The organism is Desulfovibrio intestinivivus, assembly GCF_053570665.1.
On sequence record NZ_JBRBQT010000001.1, the window covers coordinates 865,491 to 890,957 of the forward strand.

Below are 25,467 nucleotides of genomic sequence, written 5' to 3' on the forward strand. Positions count from 1 at the left end.
GGAAAAGCGAGACTTCCATGCGAATTCTGGTGCTGCACGGCGTCAATCTGAACATGTTTGGCAAGCGCGACCCCTCACAGTACGGCACGGCCACCCTGGCGGACATTGACGCGGCGCTGCAATCGCTTGCACAGGAGCTGGGCGCAACAGTGGAATGCTTTCAGACCAACCACGAGGGCCTGATGGTGGAGCGCATCCACCAAGCGCTTGGCGAGGGCGTTGACGCGGTGGTCATCAATGCGGGCGCATGGACGCACTACAGCTATGCCATTGCTGACGCCCTGGCCATTCTGCCTGTGCCTGTGGTGGAGGTTCACATGTCCAATGTTCACGCGCGCGAGGCATTCCGGCACCATTCTGTGCTGTCGCCAGTGTGTGCGGGCAGCGTGTGCGGATTCGGCGTTGAGAGTTATCTTCTCGGCCTGAGAGCCGCGCAATCGCTGGCGGCTAAAACCGCAAACAAAGCGTAGTAAAGACGCAGTATATAATTTGCTGGGGTGCGAGCCTAGATTTTTGACTTTTTCTGCTGTAGCGTTGTAGATAGTCTTGTCACAGCGGCACCCCATCAGCTTCTAACCAGAGAGTTCCCATGAACGAAGCCATTAACCTGAACCGCCTGCGCGACCCTGCCTTTACGGAGGAAGTGGACGCGCACAGCGGGCAAAAAGTGTCCACCTGCTATCAGTGCGGCAATTGTACTGCCGGCTGTCCCGCAGGGTTCGTTTACGACATGCAGGTCAACCAGATCATGCGGGCGGTACAGTTGGGCTTGAAGGACGCGGTACTTGATTCGCGCTCCATCTGGATGTGCCTGTCCTGTTCCACCTGTAGCCAGCGGTGTCCCAACAACATCGACGTGGCCGGAGTCATGGAGACCCTGCGCCACATGGCCCGCAAGGAAGGCCGCGTGGCCGTTCCCAAGGTGGAAAAATTCTGGTTTTCCTTCCTGGATACGGTGCGCGCCTTTGGCCGCACCCACGAAATCGGCACCATGGCGCTCTACATGATGCGCTCGCTCCGCGTGTTTACCGACGTTGACCTCGCGCCCGAAGCCCTCAAAAAGGGCAAGCTGGGGCTCAAGCCCCACATTCTGCCAGGCGGGGCAGGGCCGGTTACCCGTATCTTTACGCGCTACAAGGAACGCGCCAAGCGCGAGGGGGTGCGCCCATGAATTTTGCCTACTACCCCGGCTGCTCTGCCCGAGGTTCTTCAAAAGATTACGAAATGTCCACCCAGGCTGTGTGCAAAGCCCTGGACATGAGACTTGTGGATATTCCCGACTGGAACTGCTGCGGTTCTACCCCGGCCCATGCCGTGGATACGGAACTTTCCGCCGCCCTGTGCGTGCGCAATCTTGATATTGCCGCCCAGCAAAAGGCCGAAGTTCTGCTCACGCCTTGCCCCAGCTGCCTTTCCAACCTGCGCATGGCTGCCAAGCGCATGGAAAATCCCGCCTTCCGCAGCCGGGTTGACGAGCTGCTGGACGGCCCCTCGGCCAAGGAATTTCCGCCTGTCACCTCCGTCATGCAGGGCATTGCCGCGCAGATGGACATGGCAGCCATCGCCGCCCGCGTGCGCCAGAGCCTCAAGGGGCTCAAGCTTGTGGCCTACTACGGCTGCCTCATGAGCCGCCCGGCCGAAGTGATGAACTTTGGCGACCCGGAAAATCCCACGCTCATGGAAGAAATGATGTCGGCCTGTGGGGCGGAGATGCTTGATTTCCCGCTCAAGACCGCCTGTTGCGGCGCGTCCTTCGGTATCCCCGAACGCCCCATGACGGCCAAGAATTCGGGCCGCATCCTTGAGCTGGCAACCCGCCTTGGCGCAGATGCCATTTTGGTGGCCTGCCCGCTCTGCCAGATGAACCTTGACCTGCGCCAGGATCAGGCCAGCGCGGCCATGGACACCAAGTTCCGCATGCCGGTGCTCTACTTCACCCAGATGATGGGCATTGCCTTTGATCTGCCGGAAGAAGAACTGGGCCTGAACAAGCTGTGCGTCAGCCCCAACGGCCTTATCCGCAAACTGGGCGAGCTGCGCCGCGAGGAAGCGGCCAAACCCACAGAGCAGAAGGCCAAGGCCGCTGAAGGAGGCAGGTAATGAGAATAGGCGTCTTTATCTGCCATTGCGGCAGCAACATCGCCGGAACCGTCGATTGCGCCCAGGTGGCGGCCATTGCCCGCACCTACCCGGACGTGGTCTATGCCGACGACCCCATGTACACCTGCGCCGAACCGGGGCAGGCGGCCATTGAGGCAGCCATCCACGAGCACAAGCTCGACGGCGTGGTTGTGGCCTCCTGCTCGCCGCGCATGCACGAGCCCACCTTCCGCCGCACGGTGGAACGCGCGGGGCTGAACCGCTACATGCTTGAAATGGCCAATATCCGCGAGCATGTTTCGTGGATCGGCAAAGACATGGAAGCCAACACCAACAAGGCTGCCGAACTGGTGCAGCTTGCGGTGGAAAAGCTGCGCAACAACAGACCCCTGCTGGCCAAAAGCTTTGACGTCAACAAGCGCGTGCTTGTCATCGGCGGCGGCGTGGCGGGCATTCAGGCCGCGCTTGACTGTGCCGACGGCGGCATTCAGGTGGTGCTGGTGGAACGCGATGCGACCATCGGCGGCAAGATGGCAAAGCTGGACAAGACCTTCCCCACCGTTGACTGCTCGGCTTGTATTCTCGGCCCCAAAATGGTGGACGTGGCCCAGCACTCCAACATCACACTCTATGCCTATTCCGAAGTGGAAGACGTTTCGGGCTATGTGGGCAACTTTACGGTAAAAATTCGCAAGCGCACCACCTATGTGGACTGGAGCCTGTGCACGGGCTGCGGCGCATGCACAGAGAAATGCCCGGCCAAGAAAACGCCCGACACCTTCAATGAACTTACGGGCAACACCACGGCAATCACCATTGCCTTTCCGCAGGCCATCCCCAAGAAGGCCGTCATCAATCCGCAATTCTGCCGCCAGCTTCTCAAGGGCAAGTGCGGCGTGTGCGCCAAGGTGTGCCCCACAGGGGCCATCAAGTATGACATGGAAGATGAAGTCATTACCGAAGAAGTGGGCAGCATTGTTGCCGCCACCGGTTATGACCTCATGGACTGGACCGTGTACAAGGAATACGGCGGCGGCGCTTACCCCGACGTTATCACTTCCTTGCAATACGAGCGCCTGCTCTCCGCATCCGGCCCCACGGGCGGGCATGTGAAGCGCCCCTCTGACGGCAGGGAACCCAAGAACATCGTCTTTGTGCAGTGCGTCGGCTCGCGCGACAAATCCGTGGGCCGTCCCTACTGCTCGGGCTTCTGCTGCATGTACACGGCCAAGCAGGCCATTCTGACCAAGGATCACATTCCCGATTCCAAGTCCTTTGTCTTCTACATGGACATCCGCGCGCCAGGGAAGATGTACGACGAGTTTACCCGCCGCGCCATGGAAGAATACGGTACGGAATACATCCGTGGCCGCGTGTCGCAGATTTATCCCGATGGCAACGGCCAGATGACGGTCATGGGCGTGGATACCCTGCTGGGCCAGCCCGTGGAAATCAAGGCCGACCTGGTGGTGCTTGCCGTGGGCGTCGAGGCCAGCAAGGGCTCGCCCCAGCTGGCGGAAAAGCTGCGTATCTCCTACGACAGCTACGGCTTCTTCATGGAAAGCCACGTCAAGCTCAAGCCTGTGGAAACCAATACCGCCGGTGTGTATCTGGCGGGCGTATGCCAGGGGGTCAAGGACATTCCCGCCTCCGTGGCCCAGGGTTCCGCCGCTGCGGCCAAGGTGCTGGCGCTCTTCTCCAAGGACAAGCTTGAAAGCGACCCGCAGATCGCCCAGGTGGACATCCGCCGCTGCGTCAACTGCGGCAAGTGCATCCGCTGCTGCCCCTTCGGAGCCATCAAGGAAGTGGAAATCCGGGGCGAGGGCAAGGCTCAGGTCATCGAGACCGTGTGCCAGGGCTGCGGCCTGTGTACGTCCACCTGTCCGCAGGGGGCCATCCAGCTTTCACACGCTACTGACAACCAGATCCTTGCGGAGGTAAACGCCTTATGCCAGTGCTAAACGGCAAAGAACTGAGAATTGTAGGTTTTCTCTGCAACTGGTGTTCGTATGGCGGCGCGGATACTGCCGGTGTGGCCCGCGCCACCCAGCCCACAGACCTGCGCGTTATCCGTGTTCCCTGCTCGGGCCGTATTGACCCGCTGTTCATCGTCAAGGCGCTGCTCAACGGCGCGGACGGCGTGCTGGTTTCCGGCTGCCACCCGCGTGACTGCCACTACGCAGCAGGCAACTTTTATGCCCGCCGCCGCCTTGAGGTGCTTAAGCAGTTCCTGCCCGTGCTGGGCATTGACGAACGCCGCTTTGAATACACCTGGGTTTCAGCCTCCGAAGGCCAGCGCTGGCAGCAGGTGGTTACGGTCTTTACCGACCGCATCCACAAGCTCGGCCCCGCGCCCAAGCTGGAAGACCCGGAACCGTTGCTCAAAATCGCCGACATGGCGCTGACCTCCCTGCGCTCCCTTGGCACAGGGCAGAACGCCGCCCTTGCCGACCTGAAAGAAGCCATCAAGGCCAAACTGCCCGAGCTGGACTGCGTGCTTGGCTGGCAGCAGGGCTATGACGCCGCGCACACCGTGCCCCTGTTCATGAAGACCCCCGAGGACGTGGACAAGCTGGTGTGGGGGCCCTTTAACGTCAACAATCCCGCCGTGTACCTGCCCTCGTTCAAGGGCAAGAAGGTGGGCATTGTGGTCAAGGGCTGCGACTCACGCTCTGTTGTTGAGCTGCTTCAGGAAAACCTGATCCGCCGCGAAGATGTGACCATCTTTGCCCTGCCCTGCGAAGGCACGCTGGACATGGCCCGCGTCAATCAGGACCTGGGCCGCTACACCAAGATTGACGGCGTGACCTACGATGAGGCCGGTGTGACCATCACCGCCGACGGCAAGGATCACCGCTTCTGCATGACGGACTACGCCCAGGGCAAGTGCTACGGCTGCACCACGCCTTCGGCAGTGCTGGCCGACACCCTGCTTGGTCAGCCCGTCAAGGTGGACGGCGCGGCGGGCACCCCGCCGGAACTGGCCCTGCTCGATTCCATGACTCTGGACGAGCGGCTCGCCTTCTGGCGCGGCCAGATGGATCGCTGCCTGCGTTGTTACGCCTGCCGCAATGCCTGCCCCATGTGCGTGTGCCGCGACTACTGCGTGTCAGACAGCCGCGATCCGCACTGGATGACGCAGGAAGACAGCGCCAAGGAAAAACTCTTCTTCCAGACCATCCACGCCATGCATCTGGCTGGCCGCTGCACAGGCTGCGGCGAATGCCAGCGCGCCTGCCCCGTGGGCATTCCCATCCTGGCCCTGCGTCAGCAGATTGCCCGCGCTGTGGCCCAGCTTTTTGACGGCTACCAGCCCGGTCTCAATCCGGATGAAGTGCCACCCCTGCTGGGCTATGAAGTGGTTGAAAAGAACATTCATGAGAGGGACTGGAAATGAGCATGATCCGCTTTGTTACCCCTGACGGCTTGCCCGCGTTTCTTGCCTACCTCTCGCAGAATGGCCGCCGTGTGCTGGTGCCGGTAGAAAAGCCCGCCAACAAGCGCTCGGTTGTCTTTGAGCCGTGGCAGGAAGGCAAGCCCTTTACCATGGAAAAGGCCACCGTGCCCGCCAAGGAGGCCGTGCTGCCCCAGTGCGAAACCCTGGTGCGCTACAAAAAAACCAAGGATCCTGAAAACCTCGAGCGCGTCACCATGAGCCTGGACGACAAGCCCGAGGCTCAGCCCACCGTGGTTTTTGCCTGCCGTCCCTGCGACGCGCGGGGTTATGCGGTGCTTGACCGCCCCTACCTTAAAGGGCCTTACGCCGATCCTTACTACAAAGCGCGGCGCGACCAGCTCACGGTGGTTACGCTCACCTGCGGCAGCGGCTGCAACACATGCTTCTGCCACTGGGTTGGCGGCGGCCCCACCTCCCCCGAAGGCTCGGACGTGCTCATGACCGAGATCGAGGGAGGCTACGTGCTGCAAGCCATCACGCCCAAGGGCGAGGAACTGCTGGCCGCGTCTTCCCTCTCGGAAGGTGCCGATCTCTTTCCCAAGGCGGAAGCCGCCCGCAAGGAAGCCTGGGCCAGCCTCGTGCCTGCACCCAACATCAAGAACGCGCCCGAAAAAGTGGCTGCCCGCTTTAACGACACGCAGTTCTGGCAGGATCAGACCGACCGCTGCATTTCCTGCGGGGCCTGCACCTACTTTTGCCCCACCTGCTACTGCTTCACCATCACCGATGAAGGCGAAGGACTGAGCGAAAAAGGTGGCCGCCGTCTGCGCAGCTGGGACAACTGCATGTCCTCGCTGTTCACGCGGGAGGCCAGCGGTCACAACCCGCGCATGCTCAAGGCATTGCGCATGCGCAACCGCGTTTCGCACAAGTACTCCACCTATCCTGAAAACTGGGGTTCGTTCTCGTGCAGCGGCTGTGGTCGCTGCATCAGCAATTGCCCCGTCTGCGTGGACATCCGCTCCATCGTGCTGGCCGCCATCGAAGACGGCAACGATGACAAGAAGTCCACGGACAAGTAGGAGCAGACATGGCAACCAAAAAAACTACCGGCAAAGCTACTCCCAAGACTGCGCCCCAAAATACCGCCGCGCCTGAAAAGGCCGCTGCAAAGGCAGAACCCGCTGTGGATACCAAGCCAACTGCCGCCGCCAAGCCAGCCGCCAAGCCGGGCCTCAAGCCCGCGCCCGACGGCGGCATGCTGCGCGAAATCACGGCCCGTCCCATGATGCAGGGCAACCCCTACCTGCCCATGCCCGCCACCGTGGCCGAAGTCATACAGGAAACAGGCAACATCAAGACCCTGCGCGTGGTGCTGGACGATGATGCGGCCATGAAGTCCTTTCGCTACGAACCCGGCCAGGTGGGCCAGCTCTCCGTGTTCGGCGCTGGCGAATCCACCTTTGTCATCAACTCGCCGCCGTCGCAGAAGAACTACCTCCAGTTCTCCGTCATGCAGGCGGGCGAAGTGACCTCGGCCATCCACAGGCTCTCGCCCGGCGACAAGGTGGGCGTGCGCGCCCCTCTGGGTAATTACTTTCCCTATGCCGACTGGAAGGGCAAGGACATCTTCTTTGTGGGCGGCGGCATCGGCATGGCGCCTATCCGCACCATCATGCTGCACGTGCTGGAACACCGCGCCGATTTCGGCAAGGTGAGCCTGCTCTATGGCGCGCGTTCCCCGCGCGACATGGCCTTCAGCTATGAAACGGAAGACTGGCTGCGCCGCGATGATCTGGACTGCACCCTGTGCATCGACGCCCCCTTTGACGGCTGGCCGCACAAGGTGGGCCTGATCCCCAACGTGCTGCTGGAACTCAACCCCGATCCCAAAAACTGCGTGGCTGTGCTTTGCGGCCCGCCCATCATGATCAAGTTTACGGTGCAGGCCCTGCAAAAACTCAATTTTGCGCCTGAAAACATCGTGACCACGCTTGAAAAACGCATGAAGTGCGGCGTGGGCATCTGCGGGCGCTGCAACATCGGCGGCCGCTACGTCTGCGTGGACGGCCCCGTGTTCACCTGGCAGGAACTGCAGGATCTGCCGCCGGAACTGTAAGGCTGTTCTAGACGATGGAATAGTAAAAGGCCGTTTGCAAGTGCAAGCGGCCTTTCCTATTACAGGTTTGACTCTCAGAATAAATCGAAATCGAACTTGACATTTGATTTTATAAATATAAGAAAAGAGCTATAAATGAGGAGGGTTTTATGGCTCGTGTTATTATTGATATGTTTAAATGTCTCCAGTGTGGTAACTGCGAAGAGTGCCTTGTGGTTTGTCCACCGAAGGCTATTATTTGAAACGGGCCCAATATGGTTCCGTTTATAATTAATGCAAATTGTACTACATGTGGAGCCTGTATAACAGTTTGTCCTGTCAAGGCAATAAGCATTATTAATTGACCAGTTCCATTACAGATATCTATTTTAAAAGTTAACCCTCATTCTTGCTCATTTGTTTTACCATAATGAGGATACTTCATGCAAAAAATAGTTTTTTTCTTTGCAGTTATTTTTATGTTATCTTGCCCTGCACATGCCAAAAACGGTGACGATCCATGGTCACAGCTGATGTACAATATCATTTTTGACATTGGCGTTCAGAATCGCGGCGAATTTATGGAAATCATGAAGCATCTGATGAACGGCGAAAAAATGGAGAGCAGCATTACAGGTTCGCCCGACCAGCCTGACGGCTTTATTGATTATTGTACAAGTATCACGTTCAGGGATAAAGATACTAATGAGCTTGTATTCAACAGAATCTACGCAGGCTCATTCAAGAAGGATTTTACAGACATCACAAAAACACAGGCAGAACGCACTCCCTATGTTGATGTTATGGGAATGAAAAAATCTGCAGAAGAAACAATACGGGCGGATAAGAGTTTCCCGCCTTTGCAATAGACGTTATCTTTCCCACGCGGTATCATGCCTTGCTCCGTGCAGTTGCAACAACACTGCACCAGACCGGCAGCCCACTCCAGACCATCAAAAGCACCGAGCGTAGTGTTTTCCGTTTGCTACCGGAATCCGGCGGCAGTTGACAGGACGGGCGCAGTGGGTCAAGGAAGTACAACGCTTTCTTCAAGGGAGTATTCATGAAAAAGATGCTGATTCTCTGTTGCTTGATGCTTGGACTGCCCGTGGCTGTTCAGGCCGGCAACGACAAGATTGATCCGTCCACGTATATCTGCGCCGAATTCATCACTCAGCCCATGACCGATGGCGGCCAGCCACCCATATTTGAAGGCCTGCAAATTGACGGCTATGTGAGCGCCAAGATGGGCAACCCCATTGCAGATCCTGAAACCCTCGCCCCCATGCTGGGCCAGGCATATGCGGCATGCCAGGTTGACCCCACCAAAAAGGTCGCCGCCGCTTGGCAGGAAGCCCGCAAGACCTTTCCTGTCGATACAGAGAGCACATGGCGCGCGGACAAGACCCTGTGCAAGGATTACACCGCCAACCCAGACGACGGCAGCGGCTTTGTGATCTGGCTTGACGGCTACAACCGGGGCAAAAGCGGCAAACCAGCCTCAGTGCTTAACAGCGATGACACCCTCAAGGCCTACCTTGACGCTTGCAGCAAAAAGCCTGATTCCCTTATGCTGGACGTGCTGGCTGAAAGCGCCAAGTAGCTCGCCCCGCCACAAAAATTTGAAGGCCGCAGATTGCAAAATCTGCGGCCTTTGTTTTTGAGAAAAGGCAAAAAAAGGCATGCTGATTGAAATGCTACCTCCGCATGAAGGCGGCGCAATGCCTGGACTGCTCTAAAAAATAACCATGTAGAGCGGAATGGTGATCATGGAAAGCAATGTGGTCAGGCTGACGGCCTGCGCGCCAAATTCCGGGTCTGTGTGGTAGTGGGCGCTCAAAATAGCCGCCTGGGCCATCACCGGCAGGGATGCCTGGATAATAAAAACCTTGCCCATGAGCGCAGACACCGGAAAGAAATACAGCAGGCCAGTCATCACCAGCGGGCCAAGCATCATGCGCCCCATCGCCAGCAGAACCATATCCTTGCCGATCCTGATACTGCGCAATCCCATGTCGTAGATGGAAATACCAATAAAAATCATGGCCAGCGGCGTAGTGAGATTGCCCAGCGAGCGGGCAACGTTCTGCAAAAATTCGGGCAGTTCAACGCCCAGCATTGTCAGAATCAAGCCCGTAATAAAGCCCATGAAAGGCGGGGAAAACACCTGCCTGACCCGGGTATGCAAAGGGATTTTCCCTCTGTTTTCAGTAATATCGCATGTAATTGAGTAGACCCCCACAGTCCAGAAAAAAACCGTGCTGGCGGCATAGTACAGCAGCACATAGGGGATGGAACTTTCACCGAACAGGGCCAGATTAACGGGAATACCAATAAAAATGGTGTTCGAATTGGCTACACTGGCGCAGAAAAGGCCAAAATGCTGCCTTTTGATGCGTGCCAGCTTGGCAAGCACAATGGCCAGCGCAAAAGTGAGGGTCACCGAGCCCAACGGCAGCAGCGCCCCCTTTGCCAGCATGATCAGATCGTCCCGATGGAACGAGTGCATGATGGTGTACATGAGAAAGGGCGGCAGGGCGATCTGGGTGATCAGACGCGGCAGAACAATTCGGGTTTCCGCGCCAAACCAGTTGCGCGCCGCCAGCATGAACCCAACAAAACCTAACAGCATCAGCCCGAATACACCGCCCAGCGCATGCAAAAACGCCATATGCTTTTATCCTTTCAAAAAGCCCTTTCGCAATGTTGCGCTCAGGGGCCAGAAAACCCCCACAGGCCAGAAAACAACTCCGGCTCGTGGGGGCTTTGAATCATTTCGGCCAGTTACTTAGATTTCCTTGTAACGCCCGCCGTTGGCAGCCGAGCTGACCAGATAGGCATAACGCCGCAGCACAGGGTAGGGGCAATCCTTCTTGGGCACCACAAGGGCGGCGCGCCGCTTGGCAAGCTCGGCCTCGTCCACAAGCAGATCCAGCTTGCGGTTGGGAATGTCGATATGGATGGTATCGCCTTCGTGCACCAGAGCGATAACGCCGCCGTCCGCCGCTTCGGGCGAAATGTGCCCTATGGCCGCGCCATTGGTGCCGCCTGAGAAACGGCCGTCCGTCAGCAGGGCAACATCCTTGCCAAGACCCATGCCTGTGATGGCCGCCGTGGGCGAGAGCATTTCGCGCATGCCCGGGCCGCCGCGCGGGCCTTCGTAACGGATCACAACGCCGTCTCCGGCCTTGATCTTGCCGTCAAGAATGGCCTTCATGGCGTCTTCTTCGGACTCAAACACGCGGGCCGTGACGTCGCGGCACATCATTTCGGGGGCAACTGCGGACTGCTTGACCACAGCGCCCTCGGGGGCCAGGCTGCCGCGCAGAATGGCAATGCCGCCCTGCTTGGAATAGGGATTTTCAACACTGCGGATCACTTCAGGGTTCATGACGTGGGCGTTCATGTCCTTGAGGTTTTCGCCCACGGTCTTGCCCGTGGCGGTCATGCAGTCCTTGTTGATGAGGCCCAGCTTGTCCAGCTCGGTCATGACGGCAGGGATGCCGCCCGCGTTGTCCAGATCAACCATGTAATGCTTGCCCGCCGGGGAAAGCTTGCACAGATTGGGGCTCTTTTTGCTGACTTCGTCAAAAATTTCCAGGCCAAGCTTCAATCCGGCCTCGCCGAACACGGCGGGCAGGTGCAGCACGGTGTTGGTGGAACAGCCAAGGGCCATATCCACGGCCACGGCGTTAGCAATGGACTTGGGCGTTACGATATCCAGCGGGCGGATGTTCTTGTGCAGCAGATCCATAACCCGCATGCCAGCCTTTTTGGCAAGGCGGATGCGCGCGCCGCTCACAGCGGGGATGGTGCCGTTGCCGGGCAGGGCCACGCCAATGGTCTCAGACAGGCAGTTCATGGAATTGGCCGTAAACATGCCCGCGCAGGCGCCGCAGCCGGGACAGGCGCGTTCGGCCATGTATTCCAGCTCTTCTTCTGTCATGGCGCCGCTGCGCACCTTGCCCACGGCTTCAAACACGGTGATGAGATCGCCGCGCTTGCCGGGGCCGATGTCGCCGGGCAGCATGGGGCCGCCGGAAACCAGCACCGAAGGGATGTTCAGGCGCATCATGGCCATGAGCATACCGGGAACGCACTTGTCGCAGTTGGGAATGAACACCAGGGCGTCAAAGGCGTGACCGCGCGCCATAATTTCAATGGAATCCGCGATGAATTCACGCGAGGGCAGGGAAAAACGCATACCCTCATGGTTCATGGCCAGGCCGTCGCACACGGCAATAGCCGGGAACTGCAGCGGCGTACCGCCCGACATACGTACACCGGCCTTGACCGCATCGGCCAGGCTGTTCAGGTGCATATGCCCGGGAACGACCTCGCTGGCGGCGTTCACAATGCCTACCAGGGGGCGCTCCATTTCTTCTCTGGTGAGGCCCAGAGCATAGAGCAGGGAGCGGTGGGGGGCTTTTTCCAGCCCGGACTTCATTTTTTTGCTGCGTGCTTCATCATCCATGACGGTATCCTTATGGTATGAACAACAAACATTCCTTTTGCGCCCGCAATCGGAATGAGAATCGTACGGTAATTTTTTACGCCCGTAAACACGCCATAGCCGCCCCTGCCGCCCGGCCGAGCTGAATGCGCCGCAACCGGGCGTGTGGGAATCCCCTCGGCTGGGCAGGTATTTTTTCCGCGCGGGCCTCAGCCACTTGAGCGCGCCGCCGAAGTGAGCTAATTTCCTGGCATGCAAAGCTCTACCCCAACTTTGGCACGCCGCTACATATTCAAGCTCGTGGCCAATATCGCCTCCGTCCCGGTCTACCTTGTCATGGAGGCCATTCTGCCCCGCGCTCTCGGGCCGCAGATGTACGGCAATTACAGCTTTGCCACCAACCTCTTCCAGCAGCTTTCCGGCTTTCTGGATATGGGAACCTCCACCTGCTTTTACAATTCCCTTTCGCGCCGCCAGGCAGAGACCGGCCTCATCGGCTTTTACATGCGCGCCACAGCGGCGGTATTCGCCATTATTTTACTGGCCGCAGGTCTGCTGCAAATTCCTGCGGCTGGCGAGCTGCTCATGCCCGATGTGCCCCTGTGGCTTGCGCCGCTGGCAGCCCTGTGGGCTTTTCTGACATGGTGGGGCCGTGTACTGCGCTCCATGAACGATGCCGTGGGCGCGACTGTTTCTTCCGAAATGGTGCGCACCGTTGTGTCGCTGTTTACGGTGGGCTTGCTGGGGCTCATGTTCTGGGCCGACTGGCTGAACATTCACACGCTTTTTGCCCAGCAATACCTCATGCTCGGGGCAACGGCCCTTGGCTATTGGCTGGTTACGCGCACCTACTGGCGGCAGGCTGGCATTCCCCTGCACTTTCGGCTCACGCCTGAGCAGACGCGCGCCTATGGGCGGGAGTTTTTCAATTACAGCCACCCGCTGTTTGTGCAGGCCCTGCTCTCCTTTTTGCTCCTCACTGCCGAACGCTGGCTGCTGCAATGGTTTGACGGCAGCGTGGAACAAGGCTTTTTTGCCCTTTCCCAAAAAGTCAGCATGGCCTGCTTTCTTTTTGTTTCAGCCATGACGCCTCTGGTCATGCGCGAGCTTTCCATCGCCTGGGGGAACAACGACCGCGAGGCCATGGGCCGCTTGCTCACGCGGTTTGCCCCGCTGCTCTACGTGGTGGCTGCCTATTTTTCGTGCTTTACGCTGGCCGAAGGTTCCGCCCTGGTAAACTTTTTCGGCGGCGCGCAGTTTGCCGCTGCGACCCTGCCTGTGCAGATCATGGCGCTCTACCCCCTGCATCAGGCCTATGGGCAGCTTGCGGGATCGGTTTTTCACGCCACTGGCCGCACCAAGGTGCTGCGCAATATGGCGGCGCTGGAATGCATTTACGGTTTCAGCACGGCGTGGTTTCTGCTTGCGCCGCCGGAATATTTCGGCCTTGGCCTCGGTGCCGTAGGCCTGGCGATCAAAACCGTGTGCGTGCAGATCATCACGGTCAATGTGTATCTTTGGCTGGCCTCACGCTTTATTCCGCTCAAGTTCTGGCGCAATATTGCCCACCAGATATGGAGCCTCGCAATTTTGCTGCTGCTGGCCTTTGGCTGCCGCCAGCTTACGCTCTATCTTGGCATTGGTGATGTGGATTCCTTTCCTCGTTTTCTTGTTTCCGGCGTCATATACACCGCGGCCATCGGGCTGCTCTGCCTGGGCATGCCTGCTGTCATGGGCTTTTCACGGCAGGAACTGCGCGAAGTATTTATCCGGTTCAGCAAATCCAGGTCTCATGGCTAAAACTCAGCTGCACAAAATAGAAAGGCCGGTGACCCCGGCCATCTGATATGCATGATACAGACAAAAAAGGGCCGGAAATCCGGCCCGTTGTATTTACACTGCCGCATCAAGCAGCAGATTGTCCCTATGGATCACCTCAGGGTAGTGCGCATCGCCCAGAATGGCTGCGACCTCATGCCTTTTCAGGCCCATAATTTTTTTCAGATCTGAAGAGCTATAGTTGGTGAGGCCCACGCCGAGGCTTTGCCCTTCGTGCAGCACGCGCACCAGCCCGCCCTGCTGAAAGTTGCCTTCAACACGAAACACGCCGCCGGGCAGCAGGCTGCCGCCCTTGTGCAGCAGGGCCTTGGCCGCGCCTGCGTCCACATGCACGCTGCCCGCCGGATCAGACTGATAGGCCAGCCAGAATTTACGGCGCGGTATGGCATGCCGCGCCGGGCAAACCCATGTGCCGCCCGTAAATGGCTCGTGCCCCTGCGGAGCGGGGCAAATACCGCTGGCGGCAAAGGCCCGCGTGATGATCTCCGGCTCGCGCCCCGGCAAAATCAGCGTGGGTACGCCAATCTGCGCCGCGCGACGGGCTGCCAGCAGCTTGGAATACATGCCGCCCGTGCCTACGGAAGTCTTGCCGCCGCAAAGCTGCCCTAGGTCGAGGGCCGCCACATCATCGATGTGATCCATGATGGGGGCGTTGGGATCTTTTTGCGGATCGGCAGCCAGCACGCCCGATGCGGAAGTGAGATTGATGAAAAGATCAGCTCCGGTCAGATTGACCAGAAGGCTTGCAAGGCAGTCGTTATCGCCGAACTTCAGTTCGCTGATGGATACGGTGTCGTTTTCATTGACAATGGGCAGCACGCCCCATTCCAGCAGTTCGGCAAACGTATTGCGGGCATTGAGAAAGCGCTGACGGGCGCGCAGGTCATCGCGGGTCAGCAACACCTGAGCGGTGGGCATGCGGTGCGCAAAAAACACCTTGTCCCAACTCTGCATGAGCTGCCCCTGCCCCACTGCTGCCGCAGCCTGACGCGCCGCAAGGCCCGTGGTTTCAACCACATGCCCGCGCGTGGCAAGCGCGGCCCGCCCAGCGGCCACAGCGCCGGAAGAAACAAGCACCAGACGGCGCGGCTCCGCGCCCCCCGCGTTGCTGGATGCGGCATCGCCCGCAGGCAACAGGTTGCGCAGACGCGCCAACTGCCCGGCCAGATTCTCCAGCACGGGCATGCTCAGGCCCTGGGCATCGGTGAGTACGGCGCTGCCTACTTTGACGACCACCACCCGGGCCTGGGCAAGCACCCGTGCGCGTTCCTGCCGCCAGTCTTCCGTCGGCGCTGTCATATATGCTCCACAGACCGCTACTCGCGGGTATAGATCACTTCAATTTCGGGGAAGTCCTCTTCCTCATCACCGTCTGTATCGGCAAAATGCAGGATAGGCGCGTGGCTGGCGGTTTCATCGCGCATACGCCACAACTCTTCCACCAGAGGCTCAAGGTCGATGTTGTCCCGCGCGGAAATAAAAAAGATATTCCGGCCATCGGCTTTGGCCCTGTTTTTCAGCTCTTCCAGACGCTCGGGGCTGATGAGGTCGATCTTGTTGACCACCTCGATCTGCTGCCTCTCGCCCAGTTCTTCGTCAAAGCGGCACAGTTCCTCATTGATGAGGTTAAAGCCCGCCCAGGGGTCATCCTCGCCCACATCTTCCACGCTGAGAATATGCACAAGAAAACGTGTGCGCTCCACATGCTTGAGAAAACGCAGCCCAAGGCCCTGGCCTTCGTGCGCGCCCTCAATGAGGCCGGGGATGTCGGCAATGACCATGCGCCTGTCGGGATCCACTTCGTCGATCATCACGCCGAGATTGGGCGTGAGCGTGGTGAAGGGATAGGCCGCGATCTTGGGGCGCGCCGCCGACACCTGCGAAATAAAGGTGGATTTGCCCGCATTGGGCAAGCCCAGCAGACCGGCATCTGCCAGAATCTTCAGCTCAAGGCGCAGATTTTTTTCTTCACCCGGTTCACCGGGCTGACAAAACCGCGGTGCGCGCATGGTGGAAGACTTGAAATGTTCGTTGCCCTTGCCGCCGCGTCCGCCGCACGCAACAATAACTTCTGTTTCAGGATCGCTGAGGTCTGCCAGCAGTTCTTCCCCATCCGGGCCTTCAACAAAAACAAGCGTACCCACCGGCAGGTGCAGCACCATGTCTTCGCCCTTCTTGCCATCGCACTGGCTGCCTTCGCCGGGGCGACCATTGCGAGCCTCGTAAAGGCGCTTGAGGCGAAAGTCGTACAAAGACAGCAAACGGCCATCGGCTTTCAGCAGCACAGAACCGCCGTCACCACCGTTGCCGCCGTCCGGACCGCCGCGCGGCACAAATTTTTCGCGCCGAAAAGACAAACAACCGTGCCCGCCCTTACCGGCGCGCACCTGAATTCGAGCTTCATCTACAAATCGCATGGGATATCCTTGCGGTCAGTCCGCGCGGCTACGCCTGCAATGCTGGCGCTCGCCGTAATGTATATGGGGCTGCCGTTCCGAAAAACCGCGCAAATATTGCAGCAATGCTGGTCAGCGCCGCACGACAAACACCTGTTTGCCCCACGCTGCCTGCGTTTTCGGTCTGTGGCCTTGCGCCACACGTACCCCAGCACAAACACCGAGAGGGAAGAAGCCTCGCGGCCCCTTCCCTCATCGGCAAATTCCACGCGGCCGCTTAGTCGGCGGCCGCCTCCACATGCACTCGCGTGTGGACGCGACGCTTGCGGAGATACTTCTCAAAGCGCACAACGCCGGCCACTTTGGCGAACAGGGTAAAGTCCCTGCCCATGCCCACGTTCACACCGGGGTAAACGGTAGTGCCGAGCTGACGCACCAGAATATTGCCAGCCAGAACCTTCTGACCGCCAAAACGCTTTACGCCGCGGCGTTGGCCTTCACTGTCGCGACCGTTGCGCGAAGAGCCGCCTGCTTTCTTATGTGCCATGGTAGCCTCCCTGGGGCGCCGACCCTGTGGACCGGCGGGGCAAAGTAAATATCTTTCAACGCGCCCTGAACGAATGCAGAGCTATTGGCAGACCATGCCCGCGGCCTGCCGAACCTCGGCTAAAGCCGGGCTCTAGGCGTTGATGCTCTTAACGCGAATGGTGGTGTAATCCTGGCGATGACCGCGCATCTTGCGCGAGTCATTACGACGCCAGCGCTTGAACACCTTGATCTTTGGGCCGCGCCCGTGATCCACCACTTCCGCCATAACGGCGGCCCCGGCAAGATAGGGAGCGCCGACTTTGCATTCAGCACCGCCGACCATCAGCACCTTGTCCAAGGAAATTTCGCTTCCGGCCTGAACCGCAAGCTTTTCCACAACTACTTTAGAACCTTCTTCGACGCGGTACTGTTTTCCGCCGGTCTCGATAATCGCGTACATATCAACCTCCAAAAAGAGAAAGGCATATTTGCCCCACAGGCCGACAAATGTCAAGCTCGTTTTGCAGAAATTTTTGCAAAACTCGCTACAACAGTCCGCGACTTGCGCGAGTGGCGAGATTACACAACTTCATAGCAGGGAGCAATGTCTTTTTGCACCTGACAACGCGCCGCCCTCCACTTTCCTCTTAGAGCGGCACTTGCGCAGCCGCAAGCCTGCTGCTAACTGTGGGGCGCATGAACACCGCCCCCACCCAACTCACGCTCGACATCTCTGCCCTTTCCCACGATGGGCGGGGTATTGCGCGCCTCGCCCCCGAAAATGACCAAATCAGCAGAGGCACAGTCGTCTTTGTGGCAAACGCCCTGCCGGGCCAGCGTGTGCTTGCACATGTGTTGCGGCGCAAGTCTACTTTTATAGAAGCGGAAGCCGAGACTCTGCTCAGCCAGTCGCCGGACGCAGTCGATCCCATCTGCCCCCACCATGCCGAATGCGGCGGCTGCCCGCTGCAAACCATGCCCTATGCGCAGCAGCTTTACTGGAAGCGCACCCTGGCGGTGGACGCCCTCACGCGCATTGGCAAATTTGACCGCGACCAGATTGAATCGCTTTTGCCGCCCGTCACAGGTTCACCTGCGCTGACGCGGTTTCGCAATAAAATGGAATTTGCCTTCGGGCACGACATGGACAACAAGACCGATTTTAAACTTGGCCTGCGCCGCCGCAATGGCCGCGATGTGGCGGCCGTGCCACACTGCGCCCTCATGCCGCCCGAGGCGCTGCAAATAGTAAGCCTGGCAGGCAAACTGGCGGCGGAAAGCGGCTTTGCCGCCTACGCAGCGCCCGATGCACGACAGAGCCAGCCTATTCACCCCACGCACGGCCAGCAAAAGCAGGGACGCCGTGGCGGCTTTGCCCGGCGCGCTCCGCGAGATCACGCCATCCCGGTTCACGATGTCGCGGACAATGGGTTCTGGCGTTTTTTTGTGCTGCGGCGCGGCCTTGCGGCGGACATGCGCACACCGCGCTGGTGGGCCCTGTGCATCACAAGTCCTGGCGATGCCCCGCAGCGCGCTGCCGTGAGGATGCTCGGCAGGGAGGTTCTGGCGGCATTCCCCCAGTTGGCAGCATTTATCCATGAAGAACGCGCCACCGCCGATGCCTTTGCTTTTGGCGAAAAACGCGTGCAGACCCTGGACGAAACTGGCCGGGAAAATCCTGCAGCCGCACGGTTGTTTCTGCCTCTCGCCGGCATGAACTTTGCCCTCGATGCGTCTTCCTTCTTTCAGGTGAATACCGGCGGCGCGCAGGCACTTGCGCAGGCGGCACAGCGCATGCTTATGCCCGACAGCCCGGCGGAGAACCAACAGAACGCCCGCCCCCGAGGGCTACTTGATCTTTATTGTGGCGTTGGCGCACCGGGCCTGTTGCTGGCGCGCAACTATTCCGCCCTGCTGGGCCTGGAGCAGGACAGACGGGCCGTGAAGCTCGCCGCCATAAATGCCAAGGCCAATGACGTCAATTACTGCCAGTATGAGGCAGGGGATGCGGTGCACCACCTTGAGCGCCTTGCGCCTCTGGAACCTGCCAGCCGCTGGCAAGCAGCAGGCTTTGACGCATCAGCCAACGCCCCGCTGGCAGCGGATGCTCTGGCAGACCCGCCCAGGGCCGGGCTTTCACCCCGCGCGCTGGATGCGCTCATGCAGATCGCGCCAGACAGAGTCCTTTATATATCGTGCAACCCGGCGACGCTCGCGCGCGACGCCGCACAGCTGCGCAACAAGTATTCCCTGGAGCGGCTCGAAGCCGTTGACCTTTTTCCCCACACGCCGCACCTTGAGTGTCTGAGCCTCTGGCGCAGGCTCGACTGAGCAATAGGCAGACATTTTTTTGCAAATTCACGAGGCTCGATTTTTGGTATCAACAGCCAGTTTTCCGCGTCTGTGGCCCCTAAGGAATGCAGCGTAATCACAAGTTTCCGCCCAAAGTCATTGACGCGTCGGGTCGCCTGTGATAATTTGAACAGCGTTAAGGGGACCATGACGCTTACAGGTTCCAGCCACGTGCGCGGAGGCCTTATGTCGTTCAAGGATTTTCTTAAGCAGCAGCAAACCGGCATGGAAGCCATGGCCAGCACAGGGGTCATCGGTCTGCATCTGGTGAGCGGCCCCGCAGTGGGTTTTGCCATAGGCTACGGCATTGACCACTGGTTTGGCACCAGCCCATGGGGCAAGCTGATTTTTCTGTTCATCGGCATTGCGGCGGGTTTTTTGAACGTGTACCGCGACACTCAGGCCCTGCTACGCAAAATGGCGGCGCAGGACGCCCGCCGGAAAGGCCTTGTGCCGGAACAGCAAAGCGAAACGCCCCCAGCGGGGCAAGGCAAAACAAACAGCCGTGCGCAGACTGAAACAGATGATACACAGCCTTGACGCCTGGCTTTGGAGGCGCGGCATAGATCACCCGGCTATCCGTGTTTTGCTGCGTAACGAAATTTTGCTCGCCGCATGCAGTCTTTTGATCGGCGGGCTGGCCTTTACGGCCACACCCTGGTTTTTCTGGTTTGGAGTGGGCCTGACCATCATGGCCTGGACTTTTTGGGGATTGGCGCGCTTTTTTTTGCGCAAAGGCCTGGGGGATTACAGTACGGCCTTTTTACGCATAGTACTGGTGCGCTGGATGGGTCGGCTGGTTATAATCGGCGCGCTCCTTTATGTTTCGCTGATTGTGTATCAGGCTCCTGTTTTTGCCATAGTAGGCGGCATGGCCGCATCTGGAGCTTGCGCTCTGGCAAGCTATGCCCTGGCAGCGCGTGGACCGCGAAGCCGGGCAAATTAGCCGGAAAGCCCAACCGGGAAGGCATGATCGCCAGACCGGGGCAAAACAGCCGCACCACGACAGGGCAAAAGCCCAAGGCCGCAAATTTTGGGGAATGGCCCGCACGGGTCTAACATTAACGCCGCGCTTTGGCGCGTACTCACCAGGAGGCATGGCTCATGGCAGGTGGTTTGCCGCATCCGGTATTGCTCTCCACATTTATGGGCATGGACGAGATCGCCATCGGTGGAACGATGGTGGAATTCAAACATGTGTTCTACTCCTGGGTCTGTATGGCCATTCTGTTCACCGTAGCGTTGATCATGCGCCGTCGGCTGACTATGGTTCCCGGAGGTTTGCAAAACTTTTTCGAAGCCTTGGTGGATACCATCGAGAACTTCATCCTGGCCACCATGGGTGACCATGGACGCAAGTTCGTGGGCCTCCTGGCTGGCATGTTCATTTACATTTTTGGCATGAACCTCATGGGCCTTGTGCCTGGCTTTGACGCGCCTACAGCCAACCTCAACACCACCGTGTGCATGGCGGTGTTTGTGCTTGTGTTCTACAACGCCGTGGGGCTGATCCGCTGGAAGGCGCACTACATCCACCACTTCACCGGCCCCTCCAAGGTGCTCATTCCGCTCATGTTTCCGCTTGAAGTGGTTTCGCACCTTTCGCGCCCGGTTTCGCTTTCTCTCCGTCTTTTCGGCAACATCCGCGGTGAAGAAATCGTTATGGTGCTGTTCTTTGTAATGGCTCCCATACTCGGTACCCTGCCCATCTACGCCCTCTTCCTTTTGGGCAAGACCATGCAGGCTTTCGTGTTCTTCATGCTGACCATGTTCTACATCAAGGGCGCGCTTGAAGCACCCGAGCATTAGGCCGATGGCCACGGGCTGCCTGCGGCCCGCCGAATAAACATCGGCAAATTGCGGGACGTTACACACGACACATAATGGGGAATGGTCGATAACGACCCAACAATACAACAGTGCAAGGAGTGTCTCATGCGTAAGTTTCTGATGATCGCCCTGAACACCGTGGCCCTTCTCGGCATGGCCACCATGGCTTTTGCCGCCAACCAGCTCGATGCCTCGGCTCTGGGCTACACCTGCCTGGCCGCCGCTCTTGGCATCGGCATTGCCGCTTTCGGTTGCGGCATCGGCATGGGTCTTGGTCTGAAGGGCGCCTGCGAAGGCGTTGCCCGCAACCCTGACGTGAGCGGCAAGATCACCGGTACCATGATTCTGGCCTTCGCTTTCATCGAATCGCTGGCCATTTACGCCCTGGTTATCAGCTTCATCCTGCTGTACGCCAACCCCTACGCGTAAGTCCGGATCACATTGATTTGTAAAAAAGGCGGCCCTTGGGTCGCCTTTTTTATTTGCAACAGATCATATCTGCTACGTCTGTAACTATCGATTCGAATCCGATACTGCTTCCAACCAGCAATTTTTTGTAATCCAGGCTACCTGCAACAGTAAAAACCATGAAGACAAAACGTTGCCTCAGTCACAACACCTGGCAAGAAAAGTCGAGCAGTGTTGAGTACGCACTTCCACACGAATAGACTTGAGACATAGAGAAAGACCGTTACCTGCCATGCAGCAAATACCTTTCCTTGAGTCAGCATTCAGCAAGCTTCGTAAGATGCTTAACCTTTGTTAACTTTTATGGTATAGATTTTGTCCTACATAGCTTTTAGAGCCTAACGTACTGAAATAACAGATGGCGACCGTGCGCCGCGGTGTTAGCTGCAACTTGCTAAGTGGTGAAATAAATTTTATCAAAAAAGTCAGCAGGAAAAAGCCAAGGCACGGCTCCACCGCCCTTGATCCCAGCTGAACATTGCAGGCACAACGTTCTTCTTTTCCTGCTATTTAGCGAAGTTGCCTGCCATGCGCGCCATGTATTCACAAAGCTTGCGCCTGTGTGTATTTCTGCTATAAAATCAAATTCACAAAGTTTGTAACAACAAGACACGCTTGGCATCTCAGAAGGTACAACATGGTCAACCCACCCAAGAGCAAACACATCCCACGCGCGACTATCCAGCGCCTTGCCACATATGTTCAGGTGCTGGAAAATTTCGCACGTGACAGTGTCGAAGTCATTTCATCCAATCCCCTTGCAGAAGCCTGCGGCGTCAACGGCTCGCAGGTGCGCAAAGACCTTGCTTACTTCGGCGAATTCGGCATCCGTGGCGTTGGCTATCATGTCAAATCGCTCATTGCCGCCATCACCTCATCCTTGGGTGTTGACCGCGAATGGCGCATGGCGCTGATCGGCGTTGGCAACCTCGGCAAGGCCATCCTGAACCACGGCGAGTTTCGCTCTCGCGGATTCAACATTGTGGGCATTTTCGACTGCGATCCCTTCAAAATCGGCGAAATTGTCCACGGTCTTGAAGTGCACTGCACACGCGACCTCAAGGATATGGTGACTGATCTGAACATCGAGATCGGCATCATCACCACCCCGCCGGAGCGGGCGCAGAGGGCCGCACAGCACTTGATGGACGCAGGCATTACCTCCATTCTGAACTTTGCCCCCTCGCGCATCAAGGTGCCGGACAGAATCAACGTGGAGTACGTGGACTTTTTCCACCACCTCTATGCGCTGGCGTTCAACCATCCCCAGACACGGTAATCAAACGTGGCACTCACTTCTGTGACATCCTGGCCAGGGCGCTTTCATGACGCCCTGGCTTTTTTGACCCGGCTTGTACCACCCCGCCCCTGCTGCACCGCTGATTCGCTCAGCGCAGCCATGCCTTTTTTTGCCCCGGTGGGTCTGGTGCTCGGCGCATTTTGTACGGCAGCCGCCTTTCTTTGCCTTTGGCTATTTGAAGCGCCAGACGCTGGCTTTGCAGGCCGCTGCATTGTTGCCGCCCTGGCCGCCTGGGCCTGGATGCTTTGCGAAATATGGGCAACGCGTGGCCTGCACTGGGACGGATTATCAGACCTTGGCGATGCGGTGAGCAGCGGCGCCAGCGGCGAGCGCTTCTGGGCTGTACTGCGGGATAGCCGCCTTGGCGCTTTTGGGGCGCTGCATCTGCTTGTCGCCTTCAACGGATTGTGGCTGGCCCTCACATGGCACCTTTCCACCGGCCAGTGGATTGCCCCCCTGCTCGCGCCAGCCTGGGGCCGGGCAGCCTGCATCTGGCTGGCGGCATATACTGTGCCGCATGATGAACGCTCGCTCGGCGGTCTGGCCTGCGCTGGCTCAAGCCCGCAACTGGCCCGCTGGCAAGTTGTGCTGGCATCGGGCATGCTTGTGCTGGTTCTGCTTTTGGGCAGTTGCCCTTTCTGGCGCTTGCCCCTGCTGGCCTTTGGCCAATTTTTGCTGATCCACAGCATGATCGACACTACGCGGGAACACGGTGGAGTTTCCGGCGATTTTCTTGGCGCGTGCATTCAGTGGAGCCAGTTGTGGTTCCTGTTGGTAACAGTGTAAACTGAGTCTGCCTGACGCAAACGACCGGGTTTGCCCCGGAATAACCAAGGAGCCAGCTATGGATTTTAAAGCGCTCTCGGAAGCGGCCCGCACCTGCCGCCGCTTTTATGAAGACCAGCCGCTTGGCATGGCCGACCTGGAATGGCTTGTGGACTGCGCACGACTCGCCCCCTCCGCCAAAAACGGGCAGGAACTGCGCTTCATGCTTGTGAGCAACGGCGAAACCTGCCAGAAGCTGTTCGCTCTCACCCGCTGGGCAGGCGCGCTGAAAGATTGGGGCGGCCCGCACCCCGGTGATCGCCCCACAGGTTTTGTGGTCATTCTCATGCCCAAGACCGGCAAGGAACTGACCTGCATGGATGTGGGCATTGCGGCCCAGACCATCCAGCTTGCCGCTACCAGCCGAAACTGGGGCTGTTGCATGATCCAGTCTTTTGACCATCAGGCCGCTCCCTCCCTGCTGAACGTGCCGGAAGACATGAAAATCGCTCTGGTGCTGGGCCTTGGCGTTGCCAAGGAAAAGCGCGTGGTGGCCCCCATGCCCGAGGGCGGCGCAACAGCCTACTGGCGCGATGCCGAAGGCGTCCATTATGTGCCGAAGCGGAGTTTTGAAGACCTGATTGTTGCACGATTCTAGGTCATTATAGCCTGAATTGATGAAAAAATCGCGGCTGAGCTTGCCTCAGCCGCGATTTTTTATATTTTCAGAGCGTTTTCTGTTCAGCCAGCGTGCGCCACAAGCCACTGGCCGAGCAACTGGGCAAGAGCTGTATCGCCGTTGGCATAAGCCGCACGGCGCGCCTGCTGCACACGGGCCTTTGCCGTTGCCGGGTCGCACATGCCGCCCTCGAATACGGCCTGGGAATCAAGCTGCGACAACGCTTTGCACACCCTTGGGTCGGGCATGAGCCGCAGACATTCCATAAGCGTGCCTGTTGCGGCAACAAGGTCGCCCGCCTGCTCCTGATGCCGGGCCAGCAAGAGCCAGCCCTCAAGCCAAAGAGGTTCGACACGCAACAAAGCCTTGCAGGCTTCGCTGTTAAAGGGCTTGCCGCAGAACTCCGCACCTATGCGCTGCTGCTGTTTCTCGGGCAGCACCATCCAGGTATCGAGGTTTTCACCAATACACAGGTCGTATCCATCCAGTTTTGCCAGCACGTGTTCATCAGGGCGCACGGCTCCGCCTTTGCGCTGCATGAGCAGGGTGCAATTCTCCCTGTCATGGGCAAAGCGGCCCGGCGTCCGGCTGGTATGATGATAAATGACGCTGCGGCTCTCCACCCGCAGTTTCAGCCCCTGCGCACGCAGGGCAAAGCACAGATCAATGTCCTCAAATCCGTTGCGAAACCCTTCATGAAAGCCGCCGCAGGCTTCAAACTGCGCCTTGCGCAGCATGATGGCCGCGGCGGTGATGGCCTGCAAGGGGTGGGGCTTGCGCGCTGCGGCAAAGCTGCCGGGCAGGTGTTCGTAGAGGTGCCCCACCGCATTGAAGGGATTCACGTAGATGCCGCAGTGCTGCACGGTGCCGTCAGGATACAGCAACAACGGCCCTGCCGCGCCAATCCGGGGATCAGCCATGACCGCTCGCAAAGGCGGCAGCCAGTCAGGGGTAAGCGTGGTGTCGTTGTTGAGAAAAAACAGCAGATCGCCGCCCGCCGCATGAGCCCCGGCATTGCAGCCTCTGGCGAAACCCACATTTTCAGCCATGCGCACGGTCTTGAATGCCGTGCCGAACAGAGCCTCGCCCAAGGGTTCAAGTTCAAAAGCCGTGGCGTCTGTGGAGTGGTTGTCCACAACCACCACTTCCATGTTTTCTCCAGCGGAATGCTCGGCCAGCGAACGCAGGCAAGGCTCTGTCATGTCCCAGAGGTTCCAGACAGGAATAACCACAGAAACACGGCTTGCTTCCGACATTTCAGC

26 protein-coding genes are annotated in these 25,467 nt (G+C 58.6%); 19 read left to right on the forward strand and 7 right to left on the reverse strand.

Going from position 1 to position 25,467, the window contains the following annotated elements; genetic code table 11:
• Positions 1-17 precede the first annotated feature (17 nt).
• The 10 genes from aroQ (at position 18) to ACUZ9P_RS03685 (ending at position 9,198) form a co-directional block, all read left to right on the forward strand.
• Complete coding sequence (aroQ, locus tag ACUZ9P_RS03640) at positions 18-470, forward strand: type II 3-dehydroquinate dehydratase (protein ID WP_298996207.1); 453 nt, start codon at positions 18-20, stop codon at positions 468-470.
• Positions 471-589: 119 nt separating this feature from the next.
• Positions 590-1,171: a 4Fe-4S dicluster domain-containing protein gene (locus tag ACUZ9P_RS03645; protein WP_298996209.1), complete on the forward strand. Its 582-nt coding sequence runs from the start codon at positions 590-592 to the stop codon at positions 1,169-1,171.
• Entirely contained in the window at positions 1,168-2,100 is a 933-nt protein-coding gene (locus ACUZ9P_RS03650; protein ID WP_449248675.1) for a CoB--CoM heterodisulfide reductase iron-sulfur subunit B family protein, read from the forward strand. The genes ACUZ9P_RS03645 and ACUZ9P_RS03650 overlap by 4 nt, the downstream gene beginning before the upstream one ends.
• Positions 2,100-4,061 carry a CoB--CoM heterodisulfide reductase iron-sulfur subunit A family protein gene (locus ACUZ9P_RS03655; RefSeq protein WP_298996214.1) on the forward strand — a complete coding sequence of 654 codons (1,962 nt, stop codon included), beginning with the start codon at positions 2,100-2,102 and terminating at the stop codon, positions 4,059-4,061. Before ACUZ9P_RS03650 ends, ACUZ9P_RS03655 begins: the two co-directional genes overlap by 1 nt.
• Complete coding sequence (locus tag ACUZ9P_RS03660; RefSeq protein WP_022658841.1) at positions 4,049-5,497, forward strand: hydrogenase iron-sulfur subunit; 1,449 nt, start codon at positions 4,049-4,051, stop codon at positions 5,495-5,497. Before ACUZ9P_RS03655 ends, ACUZ9P_RS03660 begins: the two co-directional genes overlap by 13 nt.
• Complete coding sequence (locus tag ACUZ9P_RS03665) at positions 5,494-6,579, forward strand: 4Fe-4S dicluster domain-containing protein (protein ID WP_449248676.1); 1,086 nt, start codon at positions 5,494-5,496, stop codon at positions 6,577-6,579. Before ACUZ9P_RS03660 ends, ACUZ9P_RS03665 begins: the two co-directional genes overlap by 4 nt.
• A gap of 176 nt (positions 6,580-6,755) precedes the next feature.
• Positions 6,756-7,616 (forward strand): FAD/NAD(P)-binding protein, encoded by an 861-nt coding sequence (locus ACUZ9P_RS03670; protein WP_192112813.1) that lies wholly within the window; start codon positions 6,756-6,758, stop codon positions 7,614-7,616.
• Between the two features lie 254 nt (positions 7,617-7,870).
• Positions 7,871-7,960, forward strand: a complete 90-nt coding sequence (locus ACUZ9P_RS03675; RefSeq protein ID WP_449248677.1) for a 4Fe-4S binding protein — start codon at positions 7,871-7,873, stop codon at positions 7,958-7,960.
• Between the two features lie 78 nt (positions 7,961-8,038).
• A complete protein-coding gene (locus ACUZ9P_RS03680) occupies positions 8,039-8,464 on the forward strand; it encodes a hypothetical protein (protein WP_449248678.1) in 426 nt (141 codons plus the stop codon).
• Between the two features lie 194 nt (positions 8,465-8,658).
• Complete coding sequence (locus ACUZ9P_RS03685) at positions 8,659-9,198, forward strand: hypothetical protein (protein ID WP_449248679.1); 540 nt, start codon at positions 8,659-8,661, stop codon at positions 9,196-9,198.
• A gap of 132 nt (positions 9,199-9,330) precedes the next feature.
• Here ACUZ9P_RS03685 and ACUZ9P_RS03690 read toward each other — a convergent pair whose 3' ends face one another.
• Together ACUZ9P_RS03690 and ilvD are read right to left on the reverse strand one after the other, a co-directional pair.
• On the reverse strand, positions 9,331-10,266 hold the full coding sequence (locus tag ACUZ9P_RS03690) for an AEC family transporter (RefSeq protein ID WP_298996221.1): 936 nt from the start codon (positions 10,264-10,266) through the stop codon (positions 9,331-9,333).
• A 117-nt stretch (positions 10,267-10,383) separates the two neighbouring features.
• Positions 10,384-12,069, reverse strand: a complete 1,686-nt coding sequence (gene ilvD, locus ACUZ9P_RS03695) for a dihydroxy-acid dehydratase (protein ID WP_449248680.1) — start codon at positions 12,067-12,069, stop codon at positions 10,384-10,386.
• Positions 12,070-12,300: 231 nt separating this feature from the next.
• On the opposite strand from ilvD, the gene ACUZ9P_RS03700 reads away from it, so the two are divergent.
• Positions 12,301-13,848: a lipopolysaccharide biosynthesis protein gene (locus ACUZ9P_RS03700; RefSeq protein ID WP_298996224.1), complete on the forward strand. Its 1,548-nt coding sequence runs from the start codon at positions 12,301-12,303 to the stop codon at positions 13,846-13,848.
• A gap of 93 nt (positions 13,849-13,941) precedes the next feature.
• Here ACUZ9P_RS03700 and proB read toward each other — a convergent pair whose 3' ends face one another.
• The 4 genes from proB to rplU form a co-directional block, all read right to left on the reverse strand.
• A complete protein-coding gene (gene proB, locus ACUZ9P_RS03705) occupies positions 13,942-15,186 on the reverse strand; it encodes a glutamate 5-kinase (protein ID WP_449248681.1) in 1,245 nt (414 codons plus the stop codon).
• A gap of 17 nt (positions 15,187-15,203) precedes the next feature.
• The gene (gene obgE / locus ACUZ9P_RS03710) at positions 15,204-16,304 is read right to left on the reverse strand and encodes a GTPase ObgE (RefSeq protein WP_449248682.1); all 1,101 of its coding nucleotides are present in this window, start codon (positions 16,302-16,304) and stop codon (positions 15,204-15,206) included.
• A 256-nt stretch (positions 16,305-16,560) separates the two neighbouring features.
• Positions 16,561-16,830 (reverse strand): 50S ribosomal protein L27, encoded by a 270-nt coding sequence (gene rpmA / locus ACUZ9P_RS03715; protein ID WP_022658851.1) that lies wholly within the window; start codon positions 16,828-16,830, stop codon positions 16,561-16,563.
• Positions 16,831-16,962: 132 nt separating this feature from the next.
• On the reverse strand, positions 16,963-17,271 hold the full coding sequence (gene rplU / locus ACUZ9P_RS03720; RefSeq protein ID WP_027180826.1) for a 50S ribosomal protein L21: 309 nt from the start codon (positions 17,269-17,271) through the stop codon (positions 16,963-16,965).
• A 236-nt stretch (positions 17,272-17,507) separates the two neighbouring features.
• On the opposite strand from rplU, the gene ACUZ9P_RS03725 reads away from it, so the two are divergent.
• The 8 genes from ACUZ9P_RS03725 (at position 17,508) to ACUZ9P_RS03760 (ending at position 24,184) form a co-directional block, all read left to right on the forward strand.
• Positions 17,508-19,142, forward strand: coding sequence for a class I SAM-dependent RNA methyltransferase (locus ACUZ9P_RS03725; RefSeq protein WP_449248683.1), 1,635 nt, complete (start codon positions 17,508-17,510; stop codon positions 19,140-19,142).
• 168 nt (positions 19,143-19,310) lie between these two features.
• Complete coding sequence (locus ACUZ9P_RS03730) at positions 19,311-19,703, forward strand: AtpZ/AtpI family protein (protein ID WP_449248684.1); 393 nt, start codon at positions 19,311-19,313, stop codon at positions 19,701-19,703.
• A complete protein-coding gene (locus ACUZ9P_RS03735; RefSeq protein ID WP_298996237.1) occupies positions 19,669-20,109 on the forward strand; it encodes a hypothetical protein in 441 nt (146 codons plus the stop codon). The genes ACUZ9P_RS03730 and ACUZ9P_RS03735 overlap by 35 nt, the downstream gene beginning before the upstream one ends.
• A gap of 158 nt (positions 20,110-20,267) precedes the next feature.
• On the forward strand, positions 20,268-20,972 hold the full coding sequence (atpB, locus tag ACUZ9P_RS03740; protein ID WP_298996239.1) for a F0F1 ATP synthase subunit A: 705 nt from the start codon (positions 20,268-20,270) through the stop codon (positions 20,970-20,972).
• A 126-nt stretch (positions 20,973-21,098) separates the two neighbouring features.
• Positions 21,099-21,422 (forward strand): ATP synthase F0 subunit C, encoded by a 324-nt coding sequence (gene atpE, locus ACUZ9P_RS03745; RefSeq protein WP_022658856.1) that lies wholly within the window; start codon positions 21,099-21,101, stop codon positions 21,420-21,422.
• 676 nt (positions 21,423-22,098) lie between these two features.
• Complete coding sequence (locus ACUZ9P_RS03750) at positions 22,099-22,740, forward strand: redox-sensing transcriptional repressor Rex (RefSeq protein ID WP_022658857.1); 642 nt, start codon at positions 22,099-22,101, stop codon at positions 22,738-22,740.
• A gap of 6 nt (positions 22,741-22,746) precedes the next feature.
• Positions 22,747-23,547: an adenosylcobinamide-GDP ribazoletransferase gene (locus ACUZ9P_RS03755; protein WP_449248685.1), complete on the forward strand. Its 801-nt coding sequence runs from the start codon at positions 22,747-22,749 to the stop codon at positions 23,545-23,547.
• A 58-nt stretch (positions 23,548-23,605) separates the two neighbouring features.
• A complete protein-coding gene (locus ACUZ9P_RS03760) occupies positions 23,606-24,184 on the forward strand; it encodes a nitroreductase family protein (RefSeq protein ID WP_449248686.1) in 579 nt (192 codons plus the stop codon).
• 83 nt (positions 24,185-24,267) lie between these two features.
• On the opposite strand, the gene ACUZ9P_RS03765 is transcribed toward ACUZ9P_RS03760, so the two are convergent.
• Positions 24,268-25,461, reverse strand: a complete 1,194-nt coding sequence (locus ACUZ9P_RS03765; protein ID WP_449248687.1) for a glycosyltransferase family 2 protein — start codon at positions 25,459-25,461, stop codon at positions 24,268-24,270.
• Positions 25,462-25,467 lie beyond the last annotated feature (6 nt).

Bases quoted from the DNA above. Each gene is read 5' to 3' on its own strand.
- ACUZ9P_RS03675 (WP_449248677.1), top strand. From the start codon at position 7,871: ATGGTTCCGTTTATAATTAATGCAAATTGTACTACATGTGGAGCCTGT.
- ACUZ9P_RS03750 (WP_022658857.1), top strand. From the start codon at position 22,099: ATGGTCAACCCACCCAAGAGCAAACACATCCCACGCGCGACTATCCAG.
- ACUZ9P_RS03725 (WP_449248683.1), top strand. From the start codon at position 17,508: ATGAACACCGCCCCCACCCAACTCACGCTCGACATCTCTGCCCTTTCC.
- ACUZ9P_RS03760 (WP_449248686.1), top strand. From the start codon at position 23,606: ATGGATTTTAAAGCGCTCTCGGAAGCGGCCCGCACCTGCCGCCGCTTT.
- ACUZ9P_RS03670 (WP_192112813.1), top strand. From the start codon at position 6,756: ATGCTGCGCGAAATCACGGCCCGTCCCATGATGCAGGGCAACCCCTAC.
- rpmA (WP_022658851.1), bottom strand. From the start codon at position 16,830: ATGGCACATAAGAAAGCAGGCGGCTCTTCGCGCAACGGTCGCGACAGT.
- ACUZ9P_RS03685 (WP_449248679.1), top strand. From the start codon at position 8,659: ATGAAAAAGATGCTGATTCTCTGTTGCTTGATGCTTGGACTGCCCGTG.
- ACUZ9P_RS03730 (WP_449248684.1), top strand. From the start codon at position 19,311: ATGACGCTTACAGGTTCCAGCCACGTGCGCGGAGGCCTTATGTCGTTC.
- ACUZ9P_RS03655 (WP_298996214.1), top strand. From the start codon at position 2,100: ATGAGAATAGGCGTCTTTATCTGCCATTGCGGCAGCAACATCGCCGGA.
- obgE (WP_449248682.1), bottom strand. From the start codon at position 16,304: ATGCGATTTGTAGATGAAGCTCGAATTCAGGTGCGCGCCGGTAAGGGC.
- atpE (WP_022658856.1), top strand. From the start codon at position 21,099: ATGCGTAAGTTTCTGATGATCGCCCTGAACACCGTGGCCCTTCTCGGC.
- ACUZ9P_RS03660 (WP_022658841.1), top strand. From the start codon at position 4,049: ATGCCAGTGCTAAACGGCAAAGAACTGAGAATTGTAGGTTTTCTCTGC.
- rplU (WP_027180826.1), bottom strand. From the start codon at position 17,271: ATGTACGCGATTATCGAGACCGGCGGAAAACAGTACCGCGTCGAAGAA.
- atpB (WP_298996239.1), top strand. From the start codon at position 20,268: ATGGCAGGTGGTTTGCCGCATCCGGTATTGCTCTCCACATTTATGGGC.
- proB (WP_449248681.1), bottom strand. From the start codon at position 15,186: ATGACAGCGCCGACGGAAGACTGGCGGCAGGAACGCGCACGGGTGCTT.
- ACUZ9P_RS03665 (WP_449248676.1), top strand. From the start codon at position 5,494: ATGAGCATGATCCGCTTTGTTACCCCTGACGGCTTGCCCGCGTTTCTT.
- ACUZ9P_RS03690 (WP_298996221.1), bottom strand. From the start codon at position 10,266: ATGGCGTTTTTGCATGCGCTGGGCGGTGTATTCGGGCTGATGCTGTTA.
- ACUZ9P_RS03765 (WP_449248687.1), bottom strand. From the start codon at position 25,461: ATGTCGGAAGCAAGCCGTGTTTCTGTGGTTATTCCTGTCTGGAACCTC.
- ACUZ9P_RS03650 (WP_449248675.1), top strand. From the start codon at position 1,168: ATGAATTTTGCCTACTACCCCGGCTGCTCTGCCCGAGGTTCTTCAAAA.
- ilvD (WP_449248680.1), bottom strand. From the start codon at position 12,069: ATGGATGATGAAGCACGCAGCAAAAAAATGAAGTCCGGGCTGGAAAAA.
- aroQ (WP_298996207.1), top strand. From the start codon at position 18: ATGCGAATTCTGGTGCTGCACGGCGTCAATCTGAACATGTTTGGCAAG.
- ACUZ9P_RS03645 (WP_298996209.1), top strand. From the start codon at position 590: ATGAACGAAGCCATTAACCTGAACCGCCTGCGCGACCCTGCCTTTACG.
- ACUZ9P_RS03700 (WP_298996224.1), top strand. From the start codon at position 12,301: ATGCAAAGCTCTACCCCAACTTTGGCACGCCGCTACATATTCAAGCTC.
- ACUZ9P_RS03680 (WP_449248678.1), top strand. From the start codon at position 8,039: ATGCAAAAAATAGTTTTTTTCTTTGCAGTTATTTTTATGTTATCTTGC.